The organism is Ensifer sp. ENS02 (genome assembly GCF_014851885.1).
In the GTDB taxonomy this organism is placed as follows: domain Bacteria; phylum Pseudomonadota; class Alphaproteobacteria; order Rhizobiales; family Rhizobiaceae; genus Ensifer; species Ensifer adhaerens.
Genome location: NZ_JACVAO010000006.1, coordinates 401,717 through 418,799 on the forward strand (window position 1 = coordinate 401,717; position 17,083 = coordinate 418,799).

The following is a 17,083-nucleotide window of genomic DNA, read 5'->3' on the forward strand; positions in this document are numbered from 1 at the left end:
TGTGGGACGAACGGCGGTGGGAGCAATTATGACGATCATTGCAAACACATTGATTGCTTTGACCGGCTTGCTGCATATCGGCTTTCTGGTGCTGGAAATGTTCCTGTGGACCGGGCCGAAGGGAAGAGCCGTGTTCCGCATGACGGCCGAGCAGGCCGAGGCGACACGGGTGCTCGCGGCCAACCAGGGGCTCTACAACGGCTTTCTTGCCGCCGGTCTGTTCTGGTCGTTGATCCAGGCGGAAGCCGCCTTTGCCTTTCAGCTGAAGGTGTTCTTCCTTGTGTGCGTGGTCGTTGCCGCTATATATGGCGCGTGGTCGGTCAAGCCGCGCATCCTCCTCATCCAGGGCGGCCCGGCGATCGCAGCGCTCGTTTTCCTACTAATGGCATCCTGATCCATGGCATCATCAGCGGCAGAAAAGTCCCCGATCACCATCCGCCTTTGCGGCCCGCGCGGCTTCTGCGCCGGCGTCGACCGCGCGATCCAGATCGTCGTCCTGGCGCTGAAGGAATTCGGCGCACCGGTCTATGTCCGCCATGAGATCGTCCACAATCGCTACGTCGTCGAAGGCCTCGAAGCCAAGGGCGCAATCTTCGTTGAAGAGCTCGACGAGATCCCGCCGGAGCACCGCAAGCAACCGGTCGTCTTTTCGGCGCACGGCGTGCCGAAATCGGTGCCCGCCGACGCGGATGCCCGCAACCTTTTCTATCTCGACGCCACCTGTCCGCTGGTCTCCAAAGTCCACAAGCAGGCGATGCGCCACAACCGCCTCGGCCGCCATGTGGTCCTGATCGGCCATGCCGGCCATCCGGAAGTGATCGGCACTATGGGCCAATTGCCTGAAGGCACGGTATCCCTGGTCGAGACCGTCGAGGACGCCGACGTCTATCAGCCGCCGGACCCGGACAATCTTGGTTTCGTCACCCAGACGACACTGTCGGTCGATGACACCGCCGGCGTCATCAAGCGGCTGCACGAGCGCTTCCCGAACCTGACGGCGCCCGCCGCCGATTCGATTTGCTACGCCACCACCAATCGCCAGGAGGCGGTGAAGCAGGCAGCACCCGGCTGCGACCTGTTCCTGGTCGTCGGTGCGCCCAACTCGTCCAATTCCAAGCGGCTTGTCGAGGTGGCCCTTCGGGCCGGTGCGAAAAAATCCGTGCTGGTCCAGCGGGCGTCGGAAATCGACTGGGACGAAATCGGCGATATCTCTACGGTCGGCCTGTCGGCCGGCGCGTCTGCGCCGGAAGTAATCGTCAACGAGATCATCGAGGCGTTTCGCGAACGCTACGACGCTTCGGTGGAACTTGCCGATACGGTCGAGGAGAACGAGAACTTCCTCGTCAACCGCGAGATCCGCCACGTGCCGCTGACGGCTGCCGACATGGCCTTCGTCAACGGCGAATAAGCCGCATTCCCTGCCCGCATTTTCTTGAGAGTGGACACCCTTGGCCGTTTACACCGATATTACGGAAGACGATCTCGCCCGTTTTCTCACCGCTTACGACGTCGGCCAGCTGACCTCCTACAAGGGGATCGCCGAGGGTGTCGAGAACTCCAATTTCCTGCTGCACACGACCAAAGGCTCCTACATCCTCACGCTCTACGAAAAGCGCGTGAATGCCGGCGACCTGCCGTTCTTCCTGGGCCTCATGCATCATCTGGCCGAGCGTGGGTTGTCCTGCCCGCTGCCGCTGCCGCGCGCCGATGGCGAGTTGCTCGGTGAGCTCTCCGGCCGCCCTGCCGCCGTCATCTCCTTCCTCGAGGGCATGTGGCTGAGAAAGCCTGAAGCCAAGCACTGCCACGAAGTGGGCAAGGCGCTGGCGGCCATGCACGTCGCCGGCGAAGGCTTTGCGCTGAAGCGCACCAATGCGCTCTCCGTCGGCGGCTGGCGACCGCTCTGGGTCAATTCCGAAGTGCGCGCCGATGAGGTTCAGGCAGGTCTCAAGGACGAGATATCGGCGGAGCTCGAACATCTGGAGCGCCATTGGCCGAAATCGCTGCCGGAAGGCGTCATCCACGCCGATCTCTTTCCGGACAACGTCTTCTTCCTCGGCGACCAGCTCTCCGGGCTGATCGACTTCTACTTCGCCTGCAACGACTATCTCGCCTATGACGTCGCCGTCTGCCTCAATTCCTGGTGCTTCGAGAAGAACGGCTCCTACAACATCACCAAGGGCATGGCGATGCTTTCGGGCTACGAGAGCGTGCGCAAGCTGACGCCTGCCGAGGTCGACGCCCTGCCGCTGCTTTGCCGCGGCTCGGCGCTGCGCTTCTTCCTGACGCGCCTCTACGACTGGCTGATGACGCCCGCGGGCGCGTTGGTGGTCAAGAAGGATCCGCTCGAATATCTGACGAAGATCCGGTTCCACCGGGCGATTACGTCCAGCGCCGAATATGGCCTGCGCCGGGACGGGGGTCAGGCATGAAACATGTCGATATCTTCACCGACGGTGCCTGCTCGGGCAATCCGGGGCCGGGCGGTTGGGGCGCTGTGCTGCGCTATGGCGAGGTGGAAAAGGAGCTGTCCGGCGGCGAGGCCGAGACCACCAACAACCGCATGGAGCTGCTGGCGGCAATCTCGGCGCTCGACGCCCTGAAGAGCGCCTGCGAGGTCGATCTCTACACCGACAGCAAATATGTGATGGACGGTATCTCCAAGTGGATCCACGGCTGGAAGAAGAACGGCTGGAAGACTGCGGACAAGAAGCCGGTGAAAAACGGCGAGCTCTGGCAGCGGCTGGACGAAGCCAATCGCCGCCACAAGGTGACATGGCACTGGGTCAAGGGCCATGCCGGTCATCCGGAAAACGAACGCGCCGACGAGCTCGCCCGCAAGGGCATGGAACCCTATAAGAAGGGGCGTCGTTCGGACTCACTTCTCGTGAAATGAAAAAAAAACGGGCCGCTGAGGCCCGTTTTTCACTTGCACTCGCTTCTGCGCTCAGAGCTGCTCGAGCATGGCGGCGGCGCCCGAAACGGTCGCCTGGCCAGGGCTTTCTTCGAGATTGAGCGACTTCACCACGCCGTCCTCGACGAGCATCGAATAGCGCTTGGAGCGCACACCGAGCGTGCCGGCCGACAGGTCGATGTCCATACCGAGCGCCTTGGTGAAGGCGGCGTTCCAGTCCGAGAGGAAGTGAATCTTGCCCATGCCGCCCGACGTGGTCGCCCAGGCACCCATCACATGCAGGTCGTTGACCGAGACCACGGCGATGTCGTCGACACCGCGGGCAAGGATCGCGTCGCGGTTTTCGAGATAGCCGGGCAGGTGGTTGAGCGAGCAGGTGGGCGTGAACGCGCCGGGAACGGCAAAGAGCACGACGCGCTTGCCGGCAAAGAGCTGATCGGTGGTGACCTCGACGGGACCGTCGGCGGTCTTTTCCTTGAAGGTTGCGGCTGGCAGCTTGTCTCCGACGGCAATGGTCACGGCACTCTCCTTGCGTTGCTTGCGTCTCGCTTCTCCGCACTCGTCGGAGAACTCGGCGGACTATAGATGCGCCCTAATCAAAGGCAAGGGTCGTCTCCATGCTGCGGCCCTGGGCGCGCACAGTCAAAACGATCGGCTTGCCTTTGAGTTCCCTGTCCTTGCCCGTGAGCCTCACCGGAACGGCTGCGTCTAACGCCCTGTCGCCTGCAGGCTGGATCTCGGGCTTGCCGAACGAAATGCCCGAAGGTCCGGCGAGAAAGAGTTCCGGATCCTTGTCGTCGACGGGCAGGCGAACCGACAGATGCATCAGCGCCTTGTCGGCATCGTAGCGGCTCGCCGTCACCGAGAAATCAGCCGACGGCGCCTCCGGCAACGCGGCAACGGCATCGTCGATCCGCGCGCCGTCGAGCGGATTGTCGAAGCCGCCTTGCTTGATGGCGAGCGTCAGCTCGCCCTGAATGGGGATGCAGATGTCCTCGCAGATGCCGAGGAACACGGAGGCGCGAATGGTAACGTCGCCGCTGCCGTGGACGCGCTTCAAGGTCAGTGGAAAGGCGACCGGCCTGTCATAGCCGATGTAGCGCACGACGCCGTCGTCGAACGTCTTGGGCACCGGGAAGCCGATCTTTTCCAGCTCCACGTCGCCTGCCGGGTCGAGCGTCACCTGCGGGGGAATGCCGCTTGCACCCGGCTCGCGCCAATAGGTCTTCCAGCCAGGGTTGAGCTTGACCTCCAGCGTCGCCGGGATCGTGCCATCCTCTTTGGGCTGGGCGGCGACCAGACGGATCATGCCGCCGGGGGAGGTGACCCACTCGCTGGTGGCCGCGTTGGCGCCGAAGGGGAGAAAAAAACAGCCGGCAAGGCTTGCCGCGCCGATGAACTGGGCCATTTTCTGGTGGGTGAAGCACTGGATCATACGGCAAGCAATATCGCTTTTGCCAAAACCGCTCCAGACGCTGCGACGGACGCAACGATCATAATTGCTTGATCGGACACGGCGAAGTGAACGCCGTGCGTGCAATAATTATGGGCCGCGACGCTGAGGCGCTTTTCATTTCGCGGCGAATTGATAGGCTGTTCGCATGATGGCTACTCCGATGGCGCAAAAGAGACGCGAGCGAGGCTTTCTTGACGGTCAGTTCCTGATCGCCATGCCCGGGATGTTTGACGCCAATTTCGCTCGCACGGTCATCTTCATCTGCGCCCATTCGGACGATGGCGCCATGGGCTTCATTCTCAACCGGCCGCAGCAACTGACCTTTCCTGACGTGCTGCTTCACCTCGATCTTCTCGATGAGGACGAGGCGATCCGACTCCCGCAGGTAACACGGGATTTCCAGATTCAGGCGGGCGGTCCGGTCGAGACCGGGCGCGGCTTCGTGCTGCATTCCGACGATTATCTGAGCGATTCCAGCATTCCCGTCAGCGACGATATCTGCCTGACGGCGACGCTCGACATCGTCCGCGCCATTTCGCGCGGGGAGGGGCCTGTGCGCGCGACAATGATGCTCGGCTACGCCGGGTGGGGACCGGGCCAGCTCGAATCGGAAATCACCCAGAATGGCTGGCTCACATGCCCGGCGCGCGATGAACTGATCTTCGACAAGGCGCTCGACGACAAATACGATCGGGCGCTGGCGCTGATGGGTGTTTCGGCCGCGATGCTCTCCATGGATGCCGGCCACGCCTGATTGGCGGCTGACCGACCTTTCCCAGATCCTTGATGCAGAAATGAAAAGCCCGTCGGATTGTAACCGACGGGCCTGGAGACGTTGGTCTGCGCGCTGAGCGGCGTCGCCTTGGCGATTACGCCCGCTTCATCAGTGGAAAGCGTTCCTTCAGCAGGCGCTGGATCGATTCCGAACCGATCGGCGGACCGAAGAGGAAGCTCTGCCCATAGTCGCAGCCCATCTGCGACAGCTGGATTGCGTCGTCCTCGGATTCGATGCCCTCGGCCACCACCTGCATGTCGAGCTCGCGCGCCATCGTGATGACGGAGCGCAAGAGGATGCCGCGCTTGTCGCTTGGGTCGCGCACCAGCGCCTTGTCGATCTTGATCGTGTCGAAGGGGAAGCGGGTGAGGTAGGAGAGCGACGAGTGGCCTGTGCCGAAGTCGTCGAGTGCCAGCTTGAGACCGGCTTCCTTCAGCTTTTCGAGTACGAGACGGGCCTGCTCCGGATTTTCCATTACCAGCGATTCCGTCAGCTCCATCTTCACCTTGCCCGGGTCGCAGCGGTTCTTGGTGAGAATGGCACGGACGTCATCATAAAGCTCATTGTTGAGAAGCTGAGCGCTCGAAAGGTTGATCGAGACGAAGATCGGCAGATCGCCGGTCTGCAGCTGCCATTCCGTCAGGTCGCTGGTCGCCCGGTCGAAGGCGAACATGCCGAGCTGGTTGATGAGGTCGGAATTCTCGGCGATCGGGATGAACTCGGTCGGCGAGATGTTGCCACGCTTGGGGTGATCCCAGCGCATCAGGGCCTCGAAGCCGGCGATCTCGGCATCGTTCAACCGCACGATCGGCTGGTAGACGAGAGAAAGTTCCTTGCGCTCGATTGCCTTCTTGAGATCGGCTTCAAGCTGCATACGGTCCGAGCCGGAGGTGCGGAAGGCCGGGCGGAAAGGCTCGACGCGGTTGCCGCCTTCCTTCTTGGCCCGGAACATCGCGAGCTCTGCATCGTCGAGAAGGCCGGTCGCACTCTGTTCCTGGTCGAGCCAGGAGACGAGCCCGATCGATGCGGTCAGGTTGATTTCGCGGTTGCCGTAGTTGAGGGGCACCATGATCGCCTTGCTCACCGCATCGGCGAAATCGGCGACTTTGGCCGGATCGCGCTCGGACATCAGGATCAGGCCGAACTGGTCGCCACCGAGGCGAGCCAGCGTGTCCTGCGGGCGCAGCAGCCGGCGCAGGCGCCGCGTCAGCGCGATGAGGATGTTATCGCCGGCGGCAATGCCCAAGAGATCGTTGACCTGCTTGTAGCGGTCGATGTCGATCGCAAGCACCGTCGGGCGGACCGAGTTGCTGCCGTCGGCCATCAAGAGCATCGCCTGCAGCCGGTCGAGGAAGACCTGACGGTTCGGAAGCCCGGTCAGATTGTCGAGCAGGGCGTTGTGCAGCAGCCGTTCGACCGAGTTGCGCTGTTCGGTAATGTCGATGATCGTGCCGACGCAGCGGATGATTTCGCCGTTGGCACCAAGCACCGGCCGGGCACGGATCGAGAGCCAGTGATAGTGGCCGTCCTCGGCGCGTACGCGGAATTCATGGTTCAGCTTGCCGCGGCGGCGTTCCAGCAACACGTCGAGTGTGGCGCGGAAGCGGTCGCGATCGTCAGGGTGAAGCCGCGGAAGCCAGTTGCGCAAGGGGCCGTGCATGCTGCCGAGCGACAGGCCGAGCTGCGTCGAGATATCGGGCATCGTCACCACCCGGTCGCGGGCGACGTCCCAGTCCCAGACGGTGTCGCCGGAGCCGGTGAGCGCCAGCGACTGGCGCTCGAGATCGGAGAACAGGCCCTGCTGGTAGCCGCTGCCGGCGACCGCGTGCTGCATGACGGTAAAGCCGATCAACAGTACGATCAGCACGAGACCACCGCCGAGCGCCGGCTGCACGATGTCGTTGGCGAGCTGGCCGGTGACCGTCAGCCAGGCGCCGAAGAGCCAGACGAGGATCAGCAGCCAGGCGGGAACGAGAAGGATCGCGCGGTCGTAGCGGTTGAAGCCGAGATAGGCGATCAGGACGATGCCGACCGTGCCGGTCAGCGCGAAGGAGAGGCGGGCGATGCCGGATGCGATCGCCGGGTCGTAGACGGCGACGCCGAAGAGCAGGCCGAGGCCGAGGATCCAGGCGAGCGTCGCATAGCCGAGATGCTGGTGCCAGCGGTTGAGATTGAGGTATGTGAACAGGAAGATCACGAGGCCGGCCGCAAGGAAGACCTCTGTGCCCGCGCGCCATATTCGCTCGTCCCCCGCCGTCACGCTGATGAGCTTCGACAGGAAGCCGAAGTCGACGCAGATATAGGCGAGAACGGCCCAGGCAAGGGCTGCCGTTGCCGGCAGCATCGAGGTTCCCTTGACGACGAAAAGGATGGTCAGGAACACCGCAAGCAGGCCGGCAATGCCGAGCACGATGCCGCGATAGAGCGTGAAGGCGTTGACCGTGTCCTTGTAGGAGTCCGGCTCCCAGAGATAGATTTGCGGCAGTTCCGGTGTTGCCAGCTCGGCGACGAAGGTGATGATGACGCCCGGCGCCAGCGTGATGCGGAAAACGTCCGCCTCGTCGCTCGGTTCGCGGCTGAGCGCGGAGCCTTCGCTCGGCGTGATCGAAAGAATGCGCTTGGAGCCGAGGTCCGGCCAGAAGAGCTTGGAATTCACCAGTCGGAAATGCGGTGCGACGATCACGCGGTCGAGCGGTTCGGCCGAAACGTTGGCGAGCGCGAACACAGCCCAGTCGCCCTGATGATCCGCACTGTTGGAGCGCACTTCGATGCGGCGCACGATGCCGTCGGTTCCGGGTGCTGTCGAAACCTGAAAGGCTTCGTTGCGGCCGCTGTAGATTTCGGTCGTTGCCGTCAGGTCGAGCGCCGTGTCTTCACGCGAAATCTTGACCGGCTCCAAAGCCTGGGCCGCGCCGCCGAGCGCACAGAAAATCGTCGTGAGCGTTATCAGAAACGCTGCCAGCTTGGAGGCTGACCAGGCGAAGGGCGAGCGGGCTAGAGGCATCAAAGGGGCATATTCCTGTTCGGTAGGGCATCGTCGGACAGGAGAGAAAAGAGCAGATGGTCTCGCCACTGGCCGTTGATTCTCAAGTACTGTCTTAAATAGCCTTCACGCTCAAAACCGGCCTTTTCAAGGAGCCGGATGCTTCTTGAGTTGTCCGGAATACAGGCTGCTTCAATACGGTGCAACTCAAGGGTCGAAAAGATGTAGGGGATCGCGAGCCTGAGGGCCGCAAACATGTGGCCTTTGCCCGCGTGGCGCGCGCCCATCCAGTAGCCGATCATGCAGTTTTGCCCGGCGCCGCGGCGAATGTGGCCGATCGTCAGTCCGCCGAGCAGGACCTCGCCTGGCTTGTGGAAAAGGAAGAGCGGTACCGCCTGGCCGGAGGCATATTCCTGCTCGTTGCGGACGACCCGGCCGCGGAAGGCGCTCTCGGTCATTTCGTCGGTGCGCCAGGTCGGCTCCCACGGCTCCAGGAAGGCGCGGCTGTCGCTTCTGAGCTGATACCACTGGCGATAATCGGAATAGCGGGGGAGGCGGAGCAGGTAATTCTGGTCAGCGATTTCGACCGTCTCCGGCTGCCGCGACAGGAACCGAAAAACCGATCGTGTCATAGCTGCCTCCGAGGCCGTTCCGTTTACGCGCGAGGACCTTGTACCATCCGCCCGACGGCACGTCTTTGCGCCGTCACAAATCGAAACGTTGCACAACTTTGCGCGCAAATCGAATCCGATTTTGCGAAAAGTCGCAAAGACTTCACCATTCGGACATGCGGTCATCATCCGTGGCGCGCCGGCTGGCCGAACGCAGTTTCCAGGCGACGCTTGAAAGCGCCTCCATTGCGAAATTGCGCAATGCTTGGGAGGCCGGGATCGCTTCATCGTTTTGATGAAATGGAGCCCGGCCGTTCAGCCTTCGTCTTAGCTTGCGACGGCGTGCGGGACGGCGGCCTTGCCGGTCAGTGACGACAGGATGTCGCCCATCGGGGCAAGTTGTTCCAGCGGGCCGATCGCCGAAAGCGTCGGCGTGGTGTCGAAGAACAGCCGACCGGCAAGGTCGGTCAGGCGTTCGATGGTGATGCCGGAGAGGCGCTCCATCAGTTCTTCATTCGGGATCGGGCGACCGTAGAGCATCATCTGACGGGCGATCTGGCCGGCACGGGCCGCCGGGCTTTCCTGACCCATCAAAAGCTGTGCGCGGATCTGGGCACGGGCGCGCTCGATTTCCTGCTGCTCGATGTTCATCGAGGATTTGCGCAGTTCATCGACGATGACGGGCATCAGCTCCGGCAGGTTCTCGCCGCCGGTCGCAGCATGCACGCCGAAGATGCCGGTGTCGGAGAAACCCCAGTGGAAGGCATAGACCGAATAACAGAGGCCACGATGCTCGCGCACTTCCTGGAAGAGGCGCGAGGACATGCCGCCGCCGAGAATGTTGGCGAGGATCTGCGAGCAATAGAAGTCGCGCGCGTGGTAGGCCTTGCCTTCAAAGCCGAGCAGCACCTGCGCGTCCATCAGGTCGCGGGTTTCGCGGCTCTCGCCGCCGGTGTAGAGGGCAGTTTCGAGCACGGGCGTTGCGATCGGTGTGCGCGGCAATGACGAGAAGCGTTCTTCGACCTGGCGAACAAAGGATTCGTGTTCGACGGCGCCGGCGGCGACCACGAACATGCGGTCGGTCGTGTAGTTGCGGCCGAGATAGTGCCGGATCTGGTCGGCGGAGAACGACATGACCGTGTCCGGCGTGCCGAGGATCGGCCGGCCGACGGTCTGATTGCGATAGGCGGTCTCGGCGAAGCGGTCGAAGACGACATCGTCGGGTGTGTCGTCGGCAGCGCCGATCTCCTGCAGGATCACGTGCTTCTCGCGGCGCAGTTCTTCCTCGTCGAAGCTGGACTCGGTCAGAATGTCGGCGAGAATATCGACAGCAAGCGGCACGTGGTCCTTGAGAACCCTGGCATAATAGGAGGTCGTTTCGGTGGAGGTCGCAGCATTGACCTCGCCACCGACGTTTTCGATCTCTTCGGCAATCTGGCGGGCGGTGCGCCGCGCGGTGCCCTTGAAAGCCATGTGCTCCAGCAGATGGGCAATGCCATGTTCGCCGAGAGTTTCATTGCGCGAACCGGACTTGATCCACACGCCGAGCGCCACACTTTCGAGATGCGGCATCTGCTCGGTTACCACCGTCAACCCGGAAGGGAGCCGGGTGCACTCAACTTTCATCATACGTTTCTTCTCGTTCTTACCCCCGGAGACGGGTACGCTCGCCGATAAAGGTTTCGACGGTTTTCAGGTCCGGATCCAGGATATCGAAACGCTCCTCCCTGTTCATCAGGTCAGCAAGCCACGTCGGAAGCGCCGGGTCAATACCACTTGCCGATTTTACCGCGTCCGGGAATTTCGCCGGATGGGCGGTGGCAAGCGTCACCATGGGAGCGGATGCCTTCTCGTGTTTGGCGGCGACGAAGACGCCGACGGCGCTATGCGGATCGAGCAGATAGCCCGTGTCTGCAAGCGTCTTTGCGATCGTCTTGGCGACTTCTTTCTCCGAGGAGCGACCGGCGCGGAACTCCTTGCGGATCGCCTTCAGCGCCTTTTCGCGGATGGTGAAGGAACCGGACTGCTTCAGCCCGTCCATCGCCGAGCGGATTTCGCCCGGGTCGCGATCGTTCGCCTCGAACAGAAGCCGTTCGAAGTTCGACGAGATCTGGATGTCCATCGACGGTGCGGTGGTCGCCTTGACGTCGCGCATCTCGTAGCGGCCGGTCTTCAGCGTGCGGGCGAGAATGTCGTTTTCGTTGGTGGCGATGATCAGCTTGTCGATCGGCAGGCCCATGCGCTTGGCGACGTAGCCGGCGAAGATATCGCCGAAGTTGCCGGTGGGGACCGTGAAAGAGATTTTGCGGTCTGGGCCGCCGAGCGCGACCGCCGTCGTGAAGTAATAGACGATCTGGGCCATGATGCGCGCCCAGTTGATCGAGTTGACACCCGAAAGCTTGACGCGGTCGCGGAAGGCGGCGTCGTTGAACATCGCTTTGACGAGGTTCTGGCAGTCGTCGAAGTTGCCGTTGACTGCAATCGCATGGACGTTCGATGCGCTCGAGGTCGTCATCTGCCGCTGCTGCACCGGCGAGACTTTGCCGTGCGGGAAAAGAATGAAAATGTCGGTGCGCTCACGACCGGCAAAGGCGTCGATGGCGGCGCCCCCGGTGTCGCCCGAAGTCGCGCCGACGATGGTGGCGCGCTCGCCGCGTTCGGAAAGCACATAGTCCATCAGCCGGGCGAGCAGTTGCATCGCCACGTCCTTGAAGGCGAGCGTCGAGCCGTGGAAGAGCTCCATGACGAAGGCGTTCGGTCCGGTCTGCACCAGCGGCGCCACCGCCGGGTGGCGGAAGGTGGCATAGGCCTCGTCGATCATTTCGCGGAACTTGGCCGCCGGGATCTCGCCATTGATGAAGGGTTCGAGCACGGTAAAGGCAATGTCCTGGTAGGATTTGCCGCGCAGGCCGCGAATTTCCTTCTTGGAAAACTTCGGCCATTCCTTGGGGAGATAGAGACCGCCATCGCGCGCAAGACCGGCAAGCAGCGCGTCGCAGAAGCCGAGAGGAGCGGCTTCGCCGCGCGTCGAGATATACTTCACCATCGTTGTCCTTCGTCCCACCTCAAGGATTGCGGCGACCTTGGGAAACGTCGTCGCGACACGCTCGTCTTATTGCGTCAGTCCTTGACAAAGTCTGCATCTATTCTTGTCACCGACCCAATTTCCGGTCGCAAAACTAGCTTCGGAAAATTCGGAAGGGACGGACTGACCCAATCGATTTTTCAGTTTGTCGCTGCTATAGACGATGCCCGAAGGCCATGAAAGGTCTTCCGGCCGAGATTTCGGTCAAGGAGTTTCAACCGGTCCAGCAGAGGTTGTTCAACGTGTTTGGCAAAGTTTCCCGGCCTGTTCTCGCAATATCTTTTCTCGCGGTCCTAGCCGGCTGCAATAAGACGCAATCCGGTGGGGCGATCGACGCAGGCGGCAGTGCCGCTGCTCCGACGCCGGCCGTCGTTCAGGCCGCATGCCCGCAGGTCGTCATTCGTGACGGCACAAATGTGCATGCCAGCTACGCAAAGGGGGCCAAGAACGACCCGACGAAGCTCGTCTATCAGGCCTCCCTGGCAGACACCACGCGGCAATGTGTGCAGAGCGAGAGCGCGTTGACGATAACCGTCGTGGTCCAGGGCCGCGTCGTCAGCGGTCCTGCCGGTGGTCCCGGCAAGGTCACCATGCCGATCCGCGTGGCTGCAACCGACGAAGACAAGACGCTCTATTCGGAACTGACGCAGCATGCGGTGGAAATCCCCGCAACCGGTTCGGCCCAGTTCGTCTTCACCAAGGCCGACGTGACGCTGCCGGCCGGCGCCGGATCCAATGTCACCGTCTATGTGGGCTTCGACGAAGGCCCGCCGGCCAAGGGCAAGAAGAAGTAAGCAGCGGCCTATGCCGAAAAAAAACGCCGGGGCTTGCCCCGGCGTTTTCATTTCCGTCGTGTGCGGCTTATTCAGCCGGAACGCTCTTGCCGCCTTCCCACTTGTAGAGCGAGAAAGCCTGCGAGGTCAGGTCGCCGGCTTCGCTGTAGGTCAGCTTGCCGAGAACCGTGTCGATGGCTTCGCCAGATTTGATCGCAGTTGCAACCGCGGTCGCGTCTTCGGCGGAGCCTGCCTTCTCGATGCCGGCCTTCAGCACCTGGACGGCAGCATAGGCGTTGAGCGTGAAGGCTTCGGCCGGGATGTTCTTCGCCTTCAGCGCTTCGACAGCCGGAGCCGAGGCGGGGTTGCTGGTCGCGTCGCTGGCATTGGTGTAGACCGTGCCGGTCGCAGCTTCGCCGCCGATTGCCCAGAACTCGGTGTTGGACAGGCCGTCGCCGCCGAAGATCTGCGCCTTCACGCCCTGGTCGTGCATCTGGCGTGCCAGCAGGCCACCTTCCGGATGGTAGCCGCCGAAGTAGACGACATCGACGTTTTCCGACTTCAGGCGGGTAACGATCGCGCTGAAGTCCTTGTCGCCCGGGTTCAGGCCTTCATAAACGACTTCGGTGATTCCGCCGGCATTGATCGCCTTCTTGAAGCCGTCAGCAAGGCCCTTGCCGTAAGGCGCCTTGTCGTGGAGGACGGCGATCTTCTTGTCCTTGAGGTTCTTGACCACATAGGCAGCGGCGACTTCGGCCTGCTGGTCGTCGCGGCCGCAGGTGCGCAGCACGTTCCAGAGACCGCGGGTGGTGAGGTCAGGCGTGGTTGCTGTCGGCGTCACCATCAGGATGCCGTTCTCGGCAAGGATGTCCGAAGCCGCCATCGAGGTGCCCGACAGAACCGGGCCGACGACGTAGCGGATGCCTTCACCAGCAGCCTGGTTGGCAACCGAAACGGCCTGCTTCGGATCGCCGGCGTCGTCGAGCATCTTCAGCACGATCTTCTCGCCATTGATGCCGCCAGCCTTGTTGATCTCGTCTGCAGCCGTTTCCGCGCCGTTCTTCACCTGCTCGCCATAGGCCGCGACCGGGCCGGTGAGCGGCGTGATCACGCCAATGGTGATGTCGGCGAAGGCGAGCGGGCTAAAGGCGACGCTGGCCGCCAGGGTCAGGCCGGTCAACATTGAAAGACGCATTGTGTTTCCTCCTAAAAATACCCCGATGGGGCTTGCTTGGTACGGCCCTCGTGCGCGGCTCCTCGAAAACCGGGAAGATTTTCTAGGGGACGTGACGCCACTGCAATGTGTCATCATGTCCCTCGGCGTCTAATTGGACGTCTGCCGTGTTGGCCGAAGGCTTCTTTCCCGCTCCGGCCGAAAGCCGGAGCGAAAGGGGCATGGCGGTGTGCGACCGCCTGCGGCCAGTCAGGCCGTCATCGACTCCGACCATGCGGAAAGGGCCGCGATCACGCCCGGCAACGCCGTCATGCGCGAAATCACCGTTTCCGCACCCGCTTCGGTCAGCTGGTCGGCATGCGAGGGATGGGTGTGCGAACCGCCGGTGAAGCCGACGACGCGCATGCCAGCGGCACGTGCACCGTGGATGCCGTGCACGGAGTCCTCGATCACCAGCACCCGCGACGGGTCAACGCCCATCTGCTTGGCGCCGTGCAGGAAGATATCCGGCTTCGGCTTGACGCGGTCGGCGCCGAGGTCGCGCGCGGAATAGATGTGTCGGCCGAAATGGTCCTTGATGCCGACCTTGCCGAGCATCATGGCAAGCCGCGCCGAGGTCGAGTTGGAGCAGATGCAGTGCGGCAGCGTCAGTTGCGCCAGCATCGGCTTGACGCCGTCGATGATGTTGAGGTCGCGGGCAAGGCGCTCGTCGAGGATGACGTCGACCTTGCTGATGAGCTGGGCCGAAAGCGGGATGCTTGCTTCCTTCTCGATTTGCAGCAGCGTGTTGTGCCAGGTCATGCCGGCAAAACGCTCCGCCATTTCCTCGACGCTGATCGGGTAACCCGCTTCTGTCAGCAGTGCTGCTTCGACTTCCGACGCGATGATTTCGGAATCGACGAGAACGCCGTCGCAATCAAAAATGATGAGATCGATACCGGTCATATGGAACAGTTCCCTGGGAGGAGAGGCGCCGCAGGCGGGGGGAGGAATCTTCGCGCGGCGCGGGGCTTTCGTACGGCAGAGCTTTTATACGATGGTAGGCCAAAGCTCAACCATTGGAAATTATCGAAACCGCCCGTGCGCTTGCTCGACAGCATTGTTTCGCGGCTCTATCAGTAGGCGATGGAAAAGCAGCAGGACGACACGCTCGCAAGTCGCATCAGCAAGGCCCTGGCCGAGCGCATCATCTCCGGCATGCTCATGCCCGGGGAGCGCTTGCGGCAGGATCATATCGCCGAGGAGTTCGGTGCGAGCCACGTTCCCGTACGCGAAGCCTTTCGACGGCTGGAGGCCCAGGGCCTTGCCGTCAGCGAGCCGCGCCGCGGCGTTCGCGTTGCCTCCTTCGACCTGAAGGAGGTGAGGGAGGTCGCCGAAATGCGCGCTGTTCTTGAGGTTCTGGCGCTTCGCCATGCCATCCCGCATCTGACGCCGGCGATCCTCGATCGGGCCGAGATGGCCACGGCCGCCGCCGATACTTCGCGCGACGTGCGCTCCTGGGAGGCGGCAAACCGCGCCTTCCATCGGCTGATCCTCGAACCCTGCGGCATGCCGCGGCTGCTGGCGGCGATCGATGATCTGCATGCCGCGAGCGCCCGCTTCCTGTTTTCCGCCTGGCGCACGAGCTGGGAGGCGCACACCGATCACGATCACCGCGCGATCCTCGCCGCCTTGCGCGAAGGCCGAGGCGACGAGGCGGCAAAGATCCTCGAACGCCATGTGGGCTGGATCGGCAAGACGCCGGTCAGGACCGCCGCGGGCGAAACCCGCGAGGCCTTTTCCATCGTCGGCTAGAGTGGTTTTGCTGGCAGCCGCTACTGCGGAAACAGCTCGGAGAAAGCCTTCTCGCCATTGGCGGTGAAGCGGATGGCGCGGCTGTTCGCCTCGCGCTTGGCCCAGCCCTTGTCGATGAATAGCGTCAGCAACGCTTCGCCAAGCGAACCGGCCAGATGCGAGCGGCGCTCGCTCCAGTCGAGGCAAGTGCGGCAGATCGGGCGGCGGGATTTCTTGAGTGCTGAATAGTCGATGCCGAGCGCCTCGATCCGGTTCTGCCCGTCGGGCGTCAGCGCCAGGTCGTCGCCGGTGACTTCGATCTGCTTTTCGGCAATCAGGCTGTCATACATGCGCACGCCATAGTCGCCGGCCAGATGATTGTAGCAGACGCGCGCTTTTCTCAGCGCCGGATCCTTCGGCCCGGGGCGGTGCCGGTTCATGCCGCGGCTGGCGGCAAAGCCCATCAGGTTCTCGAGCATCAGCCCGACTTCGTCTTCTGCCAGCTGAAAATAACGGTGACGGCCTTGCTTGCGCTGGCTGAGCAGACCGCCGGCCTCGAGCTTGGACAGGTGGGAACTGGCGGTCTGCAGCGTGATGCCGGCATGTGTCGCAAGTTCGGTTGCGGTCAGCGCACGTCCGCCCATCAGCGCCGTCAACATGTTGGCGCGGGCGGGATCGCCGATCAGCGATCCGATGAGAGCGATATCTGGACCTTCCTTCATACTTCGATCGTAGTCGAAGCATCCGCGTCGAACAAGGAGGCATAGTCACTCCATCGAAGGCTTGGCGCCTTGCCCGACCACAAGGAGACGACGATGATCACCTGCTTCATCCGCTATGAAATCGATCCCTTCAAAAAGGAGGAGTTCGCCACCTATTCGCGCAACTGGGGCGAGGCGATCCCGCGCTGCGGCGCCGATCTTATCGGCTACTTCGGCCCGCATGAGGGGTCGGCGACAACGGCTTACGGCGCCTACAACATCGAGAGCCTCGCGGCCTACGAGGCCTATCGCGCCCGGCTTGCCGCCGATCCGCTCGGCCGGGAAAATTATGCCTTCTCCCGCCGCGAGCGGTTTATCCTGAAGGAGGATCGTATTTTCCTGAAGAACGTCTCGATGCCCATCGGAGGAAAGTGAAACATGATTGCCGTTATCTTCGAAGTCCTGCCGGCCGAGGGCCGGCGTGACGCCTATCTCGGCATTGCCGCCGACCTGCGTCCGCTGCTCGACGACATCGATGGCTTCATCTCGATCGAGCGGTTCCAGAGTCTGGCCAATCCCGACAAGGTGTTGTCCCTGTCTTTCTGGCGCGACGAGGAGGCGGTGAAGGCCTGGCGGAACGGCGCCGAACATCGTGCCGCCCAGGATGCGGGGCGTCACGGCGTCTTTGCCGATTACCGCCTGCGCATCGCCTCCGTGATCCGCGACTACGGGCTGAACGAGCGCCGTGAGGCCCCCTCAGACAGCCGCGCCTTTCACGACGCCCGGTGAAACGGCGTCCGCGACGCTTGAACGGGGCGGCGGGAGGCGGGTGAACGCCCGT

At 62.6% G+C, this 17,083-nt stretch carries 18 protein-coding genes; 9 read left to right on the forward strand and 9 right to left on the reverse strand.

The features are described from left to right. The first annotated feature begins 28 nt into the window (after positions 1-28). Genes IB262_RS15590 through rnhA form a run of 4 tightly spaced genes read left to right on the forward strand, consistent with a single transcriptional unit; the run spans position 29 to position 2,893 of the window. A complete protein-coding gene (locus IB262_RS15590) occupies positions 29-394 on the forward strand; it encodes a DUF1304 domain-containing protein (RefSeq protein ID WP_034801245.1) in 366 nt (121 codons plus the stop codon). A gap of 3 nt (positions 395-397) precedes the next feature. Then, a complete protein-coding gene (ispH, locus tag IB262_RS15595) occupies positions 398-1,408 on the forward strand; it encodes a 4-hydroxy-3-methylbut-2-enyl diphosphate reductase (RefSeq protein ID WP_034801247.1) in 1,011 nt (336 codons plus the stop codon). Between the two features lie 40 nt (positions 1,409-1,448). After that, positions 1,449-2,429: a homoserine kinase gene (locus IB262_RS15600; protein ID WP_060516301.1), complete on the forward strand. Its 981-nt coding sequence runs from the start codon at positions 1,449-1,451 to the stop codon at positions 2,427-2,429. Next, positions 2,426-2,893 (forward strand): ribonuclease HI, encoded by a 468-nt coding sequence (rnhA, locus tag IB262_RS15605; protein ID WP_034801253.1) that lies wholly within the window; start codon positions 2,426-2,428, stop codon positions 2,891-2,893. Before IB262_RS15600 ends, rnhA begins: the two co-directional genes overlap by 4 nt. A gap of 51 nt (positions 2,894-2,944) precedes the next feature. On the opposite strand, the gene IB262_RS15610 is transcribed toward rnhA, so the two are convergent. Together IB262_RS15610 and IB262_RS15615 are read right to left on the reverse strand one after the other, a co-directional pair. Next, positions 2,945-3,430 carry a peroxiredoxin gene (locus IB262_RS15610; RefSeq protein WP_034801256.1) on the reverse strand — a complete coding sequence of 162 codons (486 nt, stop codon included), beginning with the start codon at positions 3,428-3,430 and terminating at the stop codon, positions 2,945-2,947. A 73-nt stretch (positions 3,431-3,503) separates the two neighbouring features. Continuing rightward, complete coding sequence (locus IB262_RS15615; RefSeq protein ID WP_060584169.1) at positions 3,504-4,346, reverse strand: protein-disulfide reductase DsbD domain-containing protein; 843 nt, start codon at positions 4,344-4,346, stop codon at positions 3,504-3,506. 169 nt (positions 4,347-4,515) lie between these two features. Between IB262_RS15615 and IB262_RS15620 the strand changes: the two genes are divergently transcribed. Beyond that, positions 4,516-5,121 carry a YqgE/AlgH family protein gene (locus tag IB262_RS15620; protein WP_034801471.1) on the forward strand — a complete coding sequence of 202 codons (606 nt, stop codon included), beginning with the start codon at positions 4,516-4,518 and terminating at the stop codon, positions 5,119-5,121. 115 nt (positions 5,122-5,236) lie between these two features. Here the strand turns inward: IB262_RS15620 and IB262_RS15625 are convergent, their stop codons facing one another. The 4 genes from IB262_RS15625 to thrC form a co-directional block, all read right to left on the reverse strand. Beyond that, positions 5,237-8,146, reverse strand: coding sequence for an EAL domain-containing protein (locus tag IB262_RS15625; RefSeq protein WP_034801269.1), 2,910 nt, complete (start codon positions 8,144-8,146; stop codon positions 5,237-5,239). Beyond that, the gene (locus tag IB262_RS15630; RefSeq protein ID WP_034801272.1) at positions 8,146-8,757 is read right to left on the reverse strand and encodes a GNAT family protein; all 612 of its coding nucleotides are present in this window, start codon (positions 8,755-8,757) and stop codon (positions 8,146-8,148) included. The genes IB262_RS15625 and IB262_RS15630 overlap by 1 nt, the downstream gene beginning before the upstream one ends. Before the next feature lie 306 nt (positions 8,758-9,063). Beyond that, on the reverse strand, positions 9,064-10,365 hold the full coding sequence (locus tag IB262_RS15635; RefSeq protein ID WP_060516297.1) for a pitrilysin family protein: 1,302 nt from the start codon (positions 10,363-10,365) through the stop codon (positions 9,064-9,066). Between the two features lie 16 nt (positions 10,366-10,381). After that, positions 10,382-11,782, reverse strand: coding sequence for a threonine synthase (thrC, locus tag IB262_RS15640; RefSeq protein ID WP_112975865.1), 1,401 nt, complete (start codon positions 11,780-11,782; stop codon positions 10,382-10,384). A gap of 281 nt (positions 11,783-12,063) precedes the next feature. Between thrC and IB262_RS15645 the strand changes: the two genes are divergently transcribed. Continuing rightward, positions 12,064-12,615, forward strand: coding sequence for a hypothetical protein (locus IB262_RS15645; RefSeq protein WP_034801474.1), 552 nt, complete (start codon positions 12,064-12,066; stop codon positions 12,613-12,615). A gap of 67 nt (positions 12,616-12,682) precedes the next feature. Here the strand turns inward: IB262_RS15645 and IB262_RS15650 are convergent, their stop codons facing one another. Beyond that, entirely contained in the window at positions 12,683-13,789 is a 1,107-nt protein-coding gene (locus IB262_RS15650; RefSeq protein ID WP_112975866.1) for an ABC transporter substrate-binding protein, read from the reverse strand. Between the two features lie 228 nt (positions 13,790-14,017). Beyond that, positions 14,018-14,713, reverse strand: a complete 696-nt coding sequence (locus IB262_RS15655; RefSeq protein WP_034801280.1) for an HAD family hydrolase — start codon at positions 14,711-14,713, stop codon at positions 14,018-14,020. A 180-nt stretch (positions 14,714-14,893) separates the two neighbouring features. Here IB262_RS15655 and IB262_RS15660 point away from each other — a divergent pair, with 180 nt between their 5' ends. Beyond that, on the forward strand, positions 14,894-15,562 hold the full coding sequence (locus IB262_RS15660; protein ID WP_112975867.1) for a GntR family transcriptional regulator: 669 nt from the start codon (positions 14,894-14,896) through the stop codon (positions 15,560-15,562). Positions 15,563-15,582: 20 nt separating this feature from the next. Here IB262_RS15660 and IB262_RS15665 read toward each other — a convergent pair whose 3' ends face one another. Continuing rightward, positions 15,583-16,263 carry a winged helix-turn-helix domain-containing protein gene (locus tag IB262_RS15665; RefSeq protein WP_112975868.1) on the reverse strand — a complete coding sequence of 227 codons (681 nt, stop codon included), beginning with the start codon at positions 16,261-16,263 and terminating at the stop codon, positions 15,583-15,585. A 93-nt stretch (positions 16,264-16,356) separates the two neighbouring features. Between IB262_RS15665 and IB262_RS15670 the strand changes: the two genes are divergently transcribed. Together IB262_RS15670 and IB262_RS15675 are read left to right on the forward strand one after the other, a co-directional pair. Beyond that, a complete protein-coding gene (locus IB262_RS15670) occupies positions 16,357-16,677 on the forward strand; it encodes an NIPSNAP family protein (RefSeq protein ID WP_112975918.1) in 321 nt (106 codons plus the stop codon). 3 nt (positions 16,678-16,680) lie between these two features. Beyond that, positions 16,681-17,031, forward strand: a complete 351-nt coding sequence (locus IB262_RS15675; protein WP_090294761.1) for an antibiotic biosynthesis monooxygenase — start codon at positions 16,681-16,683, stop codon at positions 17,029-17,031. Positions 17,032-17,083: the final 52 nt, after the last annotated feature.

Excerpts from the sequence above, each read along its gene's own strand:
- IB262_RS15590 (WP_034801245.1), top strand. The coding sequence starts at position 29 with ATGACGATCATTGCAAACACATTGATTGCTTTGACCGGCTTGCTGCAT.
- ispH (WP_034801247.1), top strand. The coding sequence starts at position 398 with ATGGCATCATCAGCGGCAGAAAAGTCCCCGATCACCATCCGCCTTTGC.
- rnhA (WP_034801253.1), top strand. The coding sequence starts at position 2,426 with ATGAAACATGTCGATATCTTCACCGACGGTGCCTGCTCGGGCAATCCG.
- IB262_RS15615 (WP_060584169.1), bottom strand. The coding sequence starts at position 4,346 with ATGATCCAGTGCTTCACCCACCAGAAAATGGCCCAGTTCATCGGCGCG.
- IB262_RS15620 (WP_034801471.1), top strand. The coding sequence starts at position 4,516 with ATGGCTACTCCGATGGCGCAAAAGAGACGCGAGCGAGGCTTTCTTGAC.
- IB262_RS15625 (WP_034801269.1), bottom strand. The coding sequence starts at position 8,146 with ATGCCTCTAGCCCGCTCGCCCTTCGCCTGGTCAGCCTCCAAGCTGGCA.
- IB262_RS15630 (WP_034801272.1), bottom strand. The coding sequence starts at position 8,757 with ATGACACGATCGGTTTTTCGGTTCCTGTCGCGGCAGCCGGAGACGGTC.
- IB262_RS15635 (WP_060516297.1), bottom strand. The coding sequence starts at position 10,365 with ATGATGAAAGTTGAGTGCACCCGGCTCCCTTCCGGGTTGACGGTGGTA.
- thrC (WP_112975865.1), bottom strand. The coding sequence starts at position 11,782 with ATGGTGAAGTATATCTCGACGCGCGGCGAAGCCGCTCCTCTCGGCTTC.
- IB262_RS15650 (WP_112975866.1), bottom strand. The coding sequence starts at position 13,789 with ATGCGTCTTTCAATGTTGACCGGCCTGACCCTGGCGGCCAGCGTCGCC.
- IB262_RS15655 (WP_034801280.1), bottom strand. The coding sequence starts at position 14,713 with ATGACCGGTATCGATCTCATCATTTTTGATTGCGACGGCGTTCTCGTC.
- IB262_RS15660 (WP_112975867.1), top strand. The coding sequence starts at position 14,894 with ATGGAAAAGCAGCAGGACGACACGCTCGCAAGTCGCATCAGCAAGGCC.
- IB262_RS15665 (WP_112975868.1), bottom strand. The coding sequence starts at position 16,263 with ATGAAGGAAGGTCCAGATATCGCTCTCATCGGATCGCTGATCGGCGAT.
- IB262_RS15670 (WP_112975918.1), top strand. The coding sequence starts at position 16,357 with ATGATCACCTGCTTCATCCGCTATGAAATCGATCCCTTCAAAAAGGAG.
- IB262_RS15675 (WP_090294761.1), top strand. The coding sequence starts at position 16,681 with ATGATTGCCGTTATCTTCGAAGTCCTGCCGGCCGAGGGCCGGCGTGAC.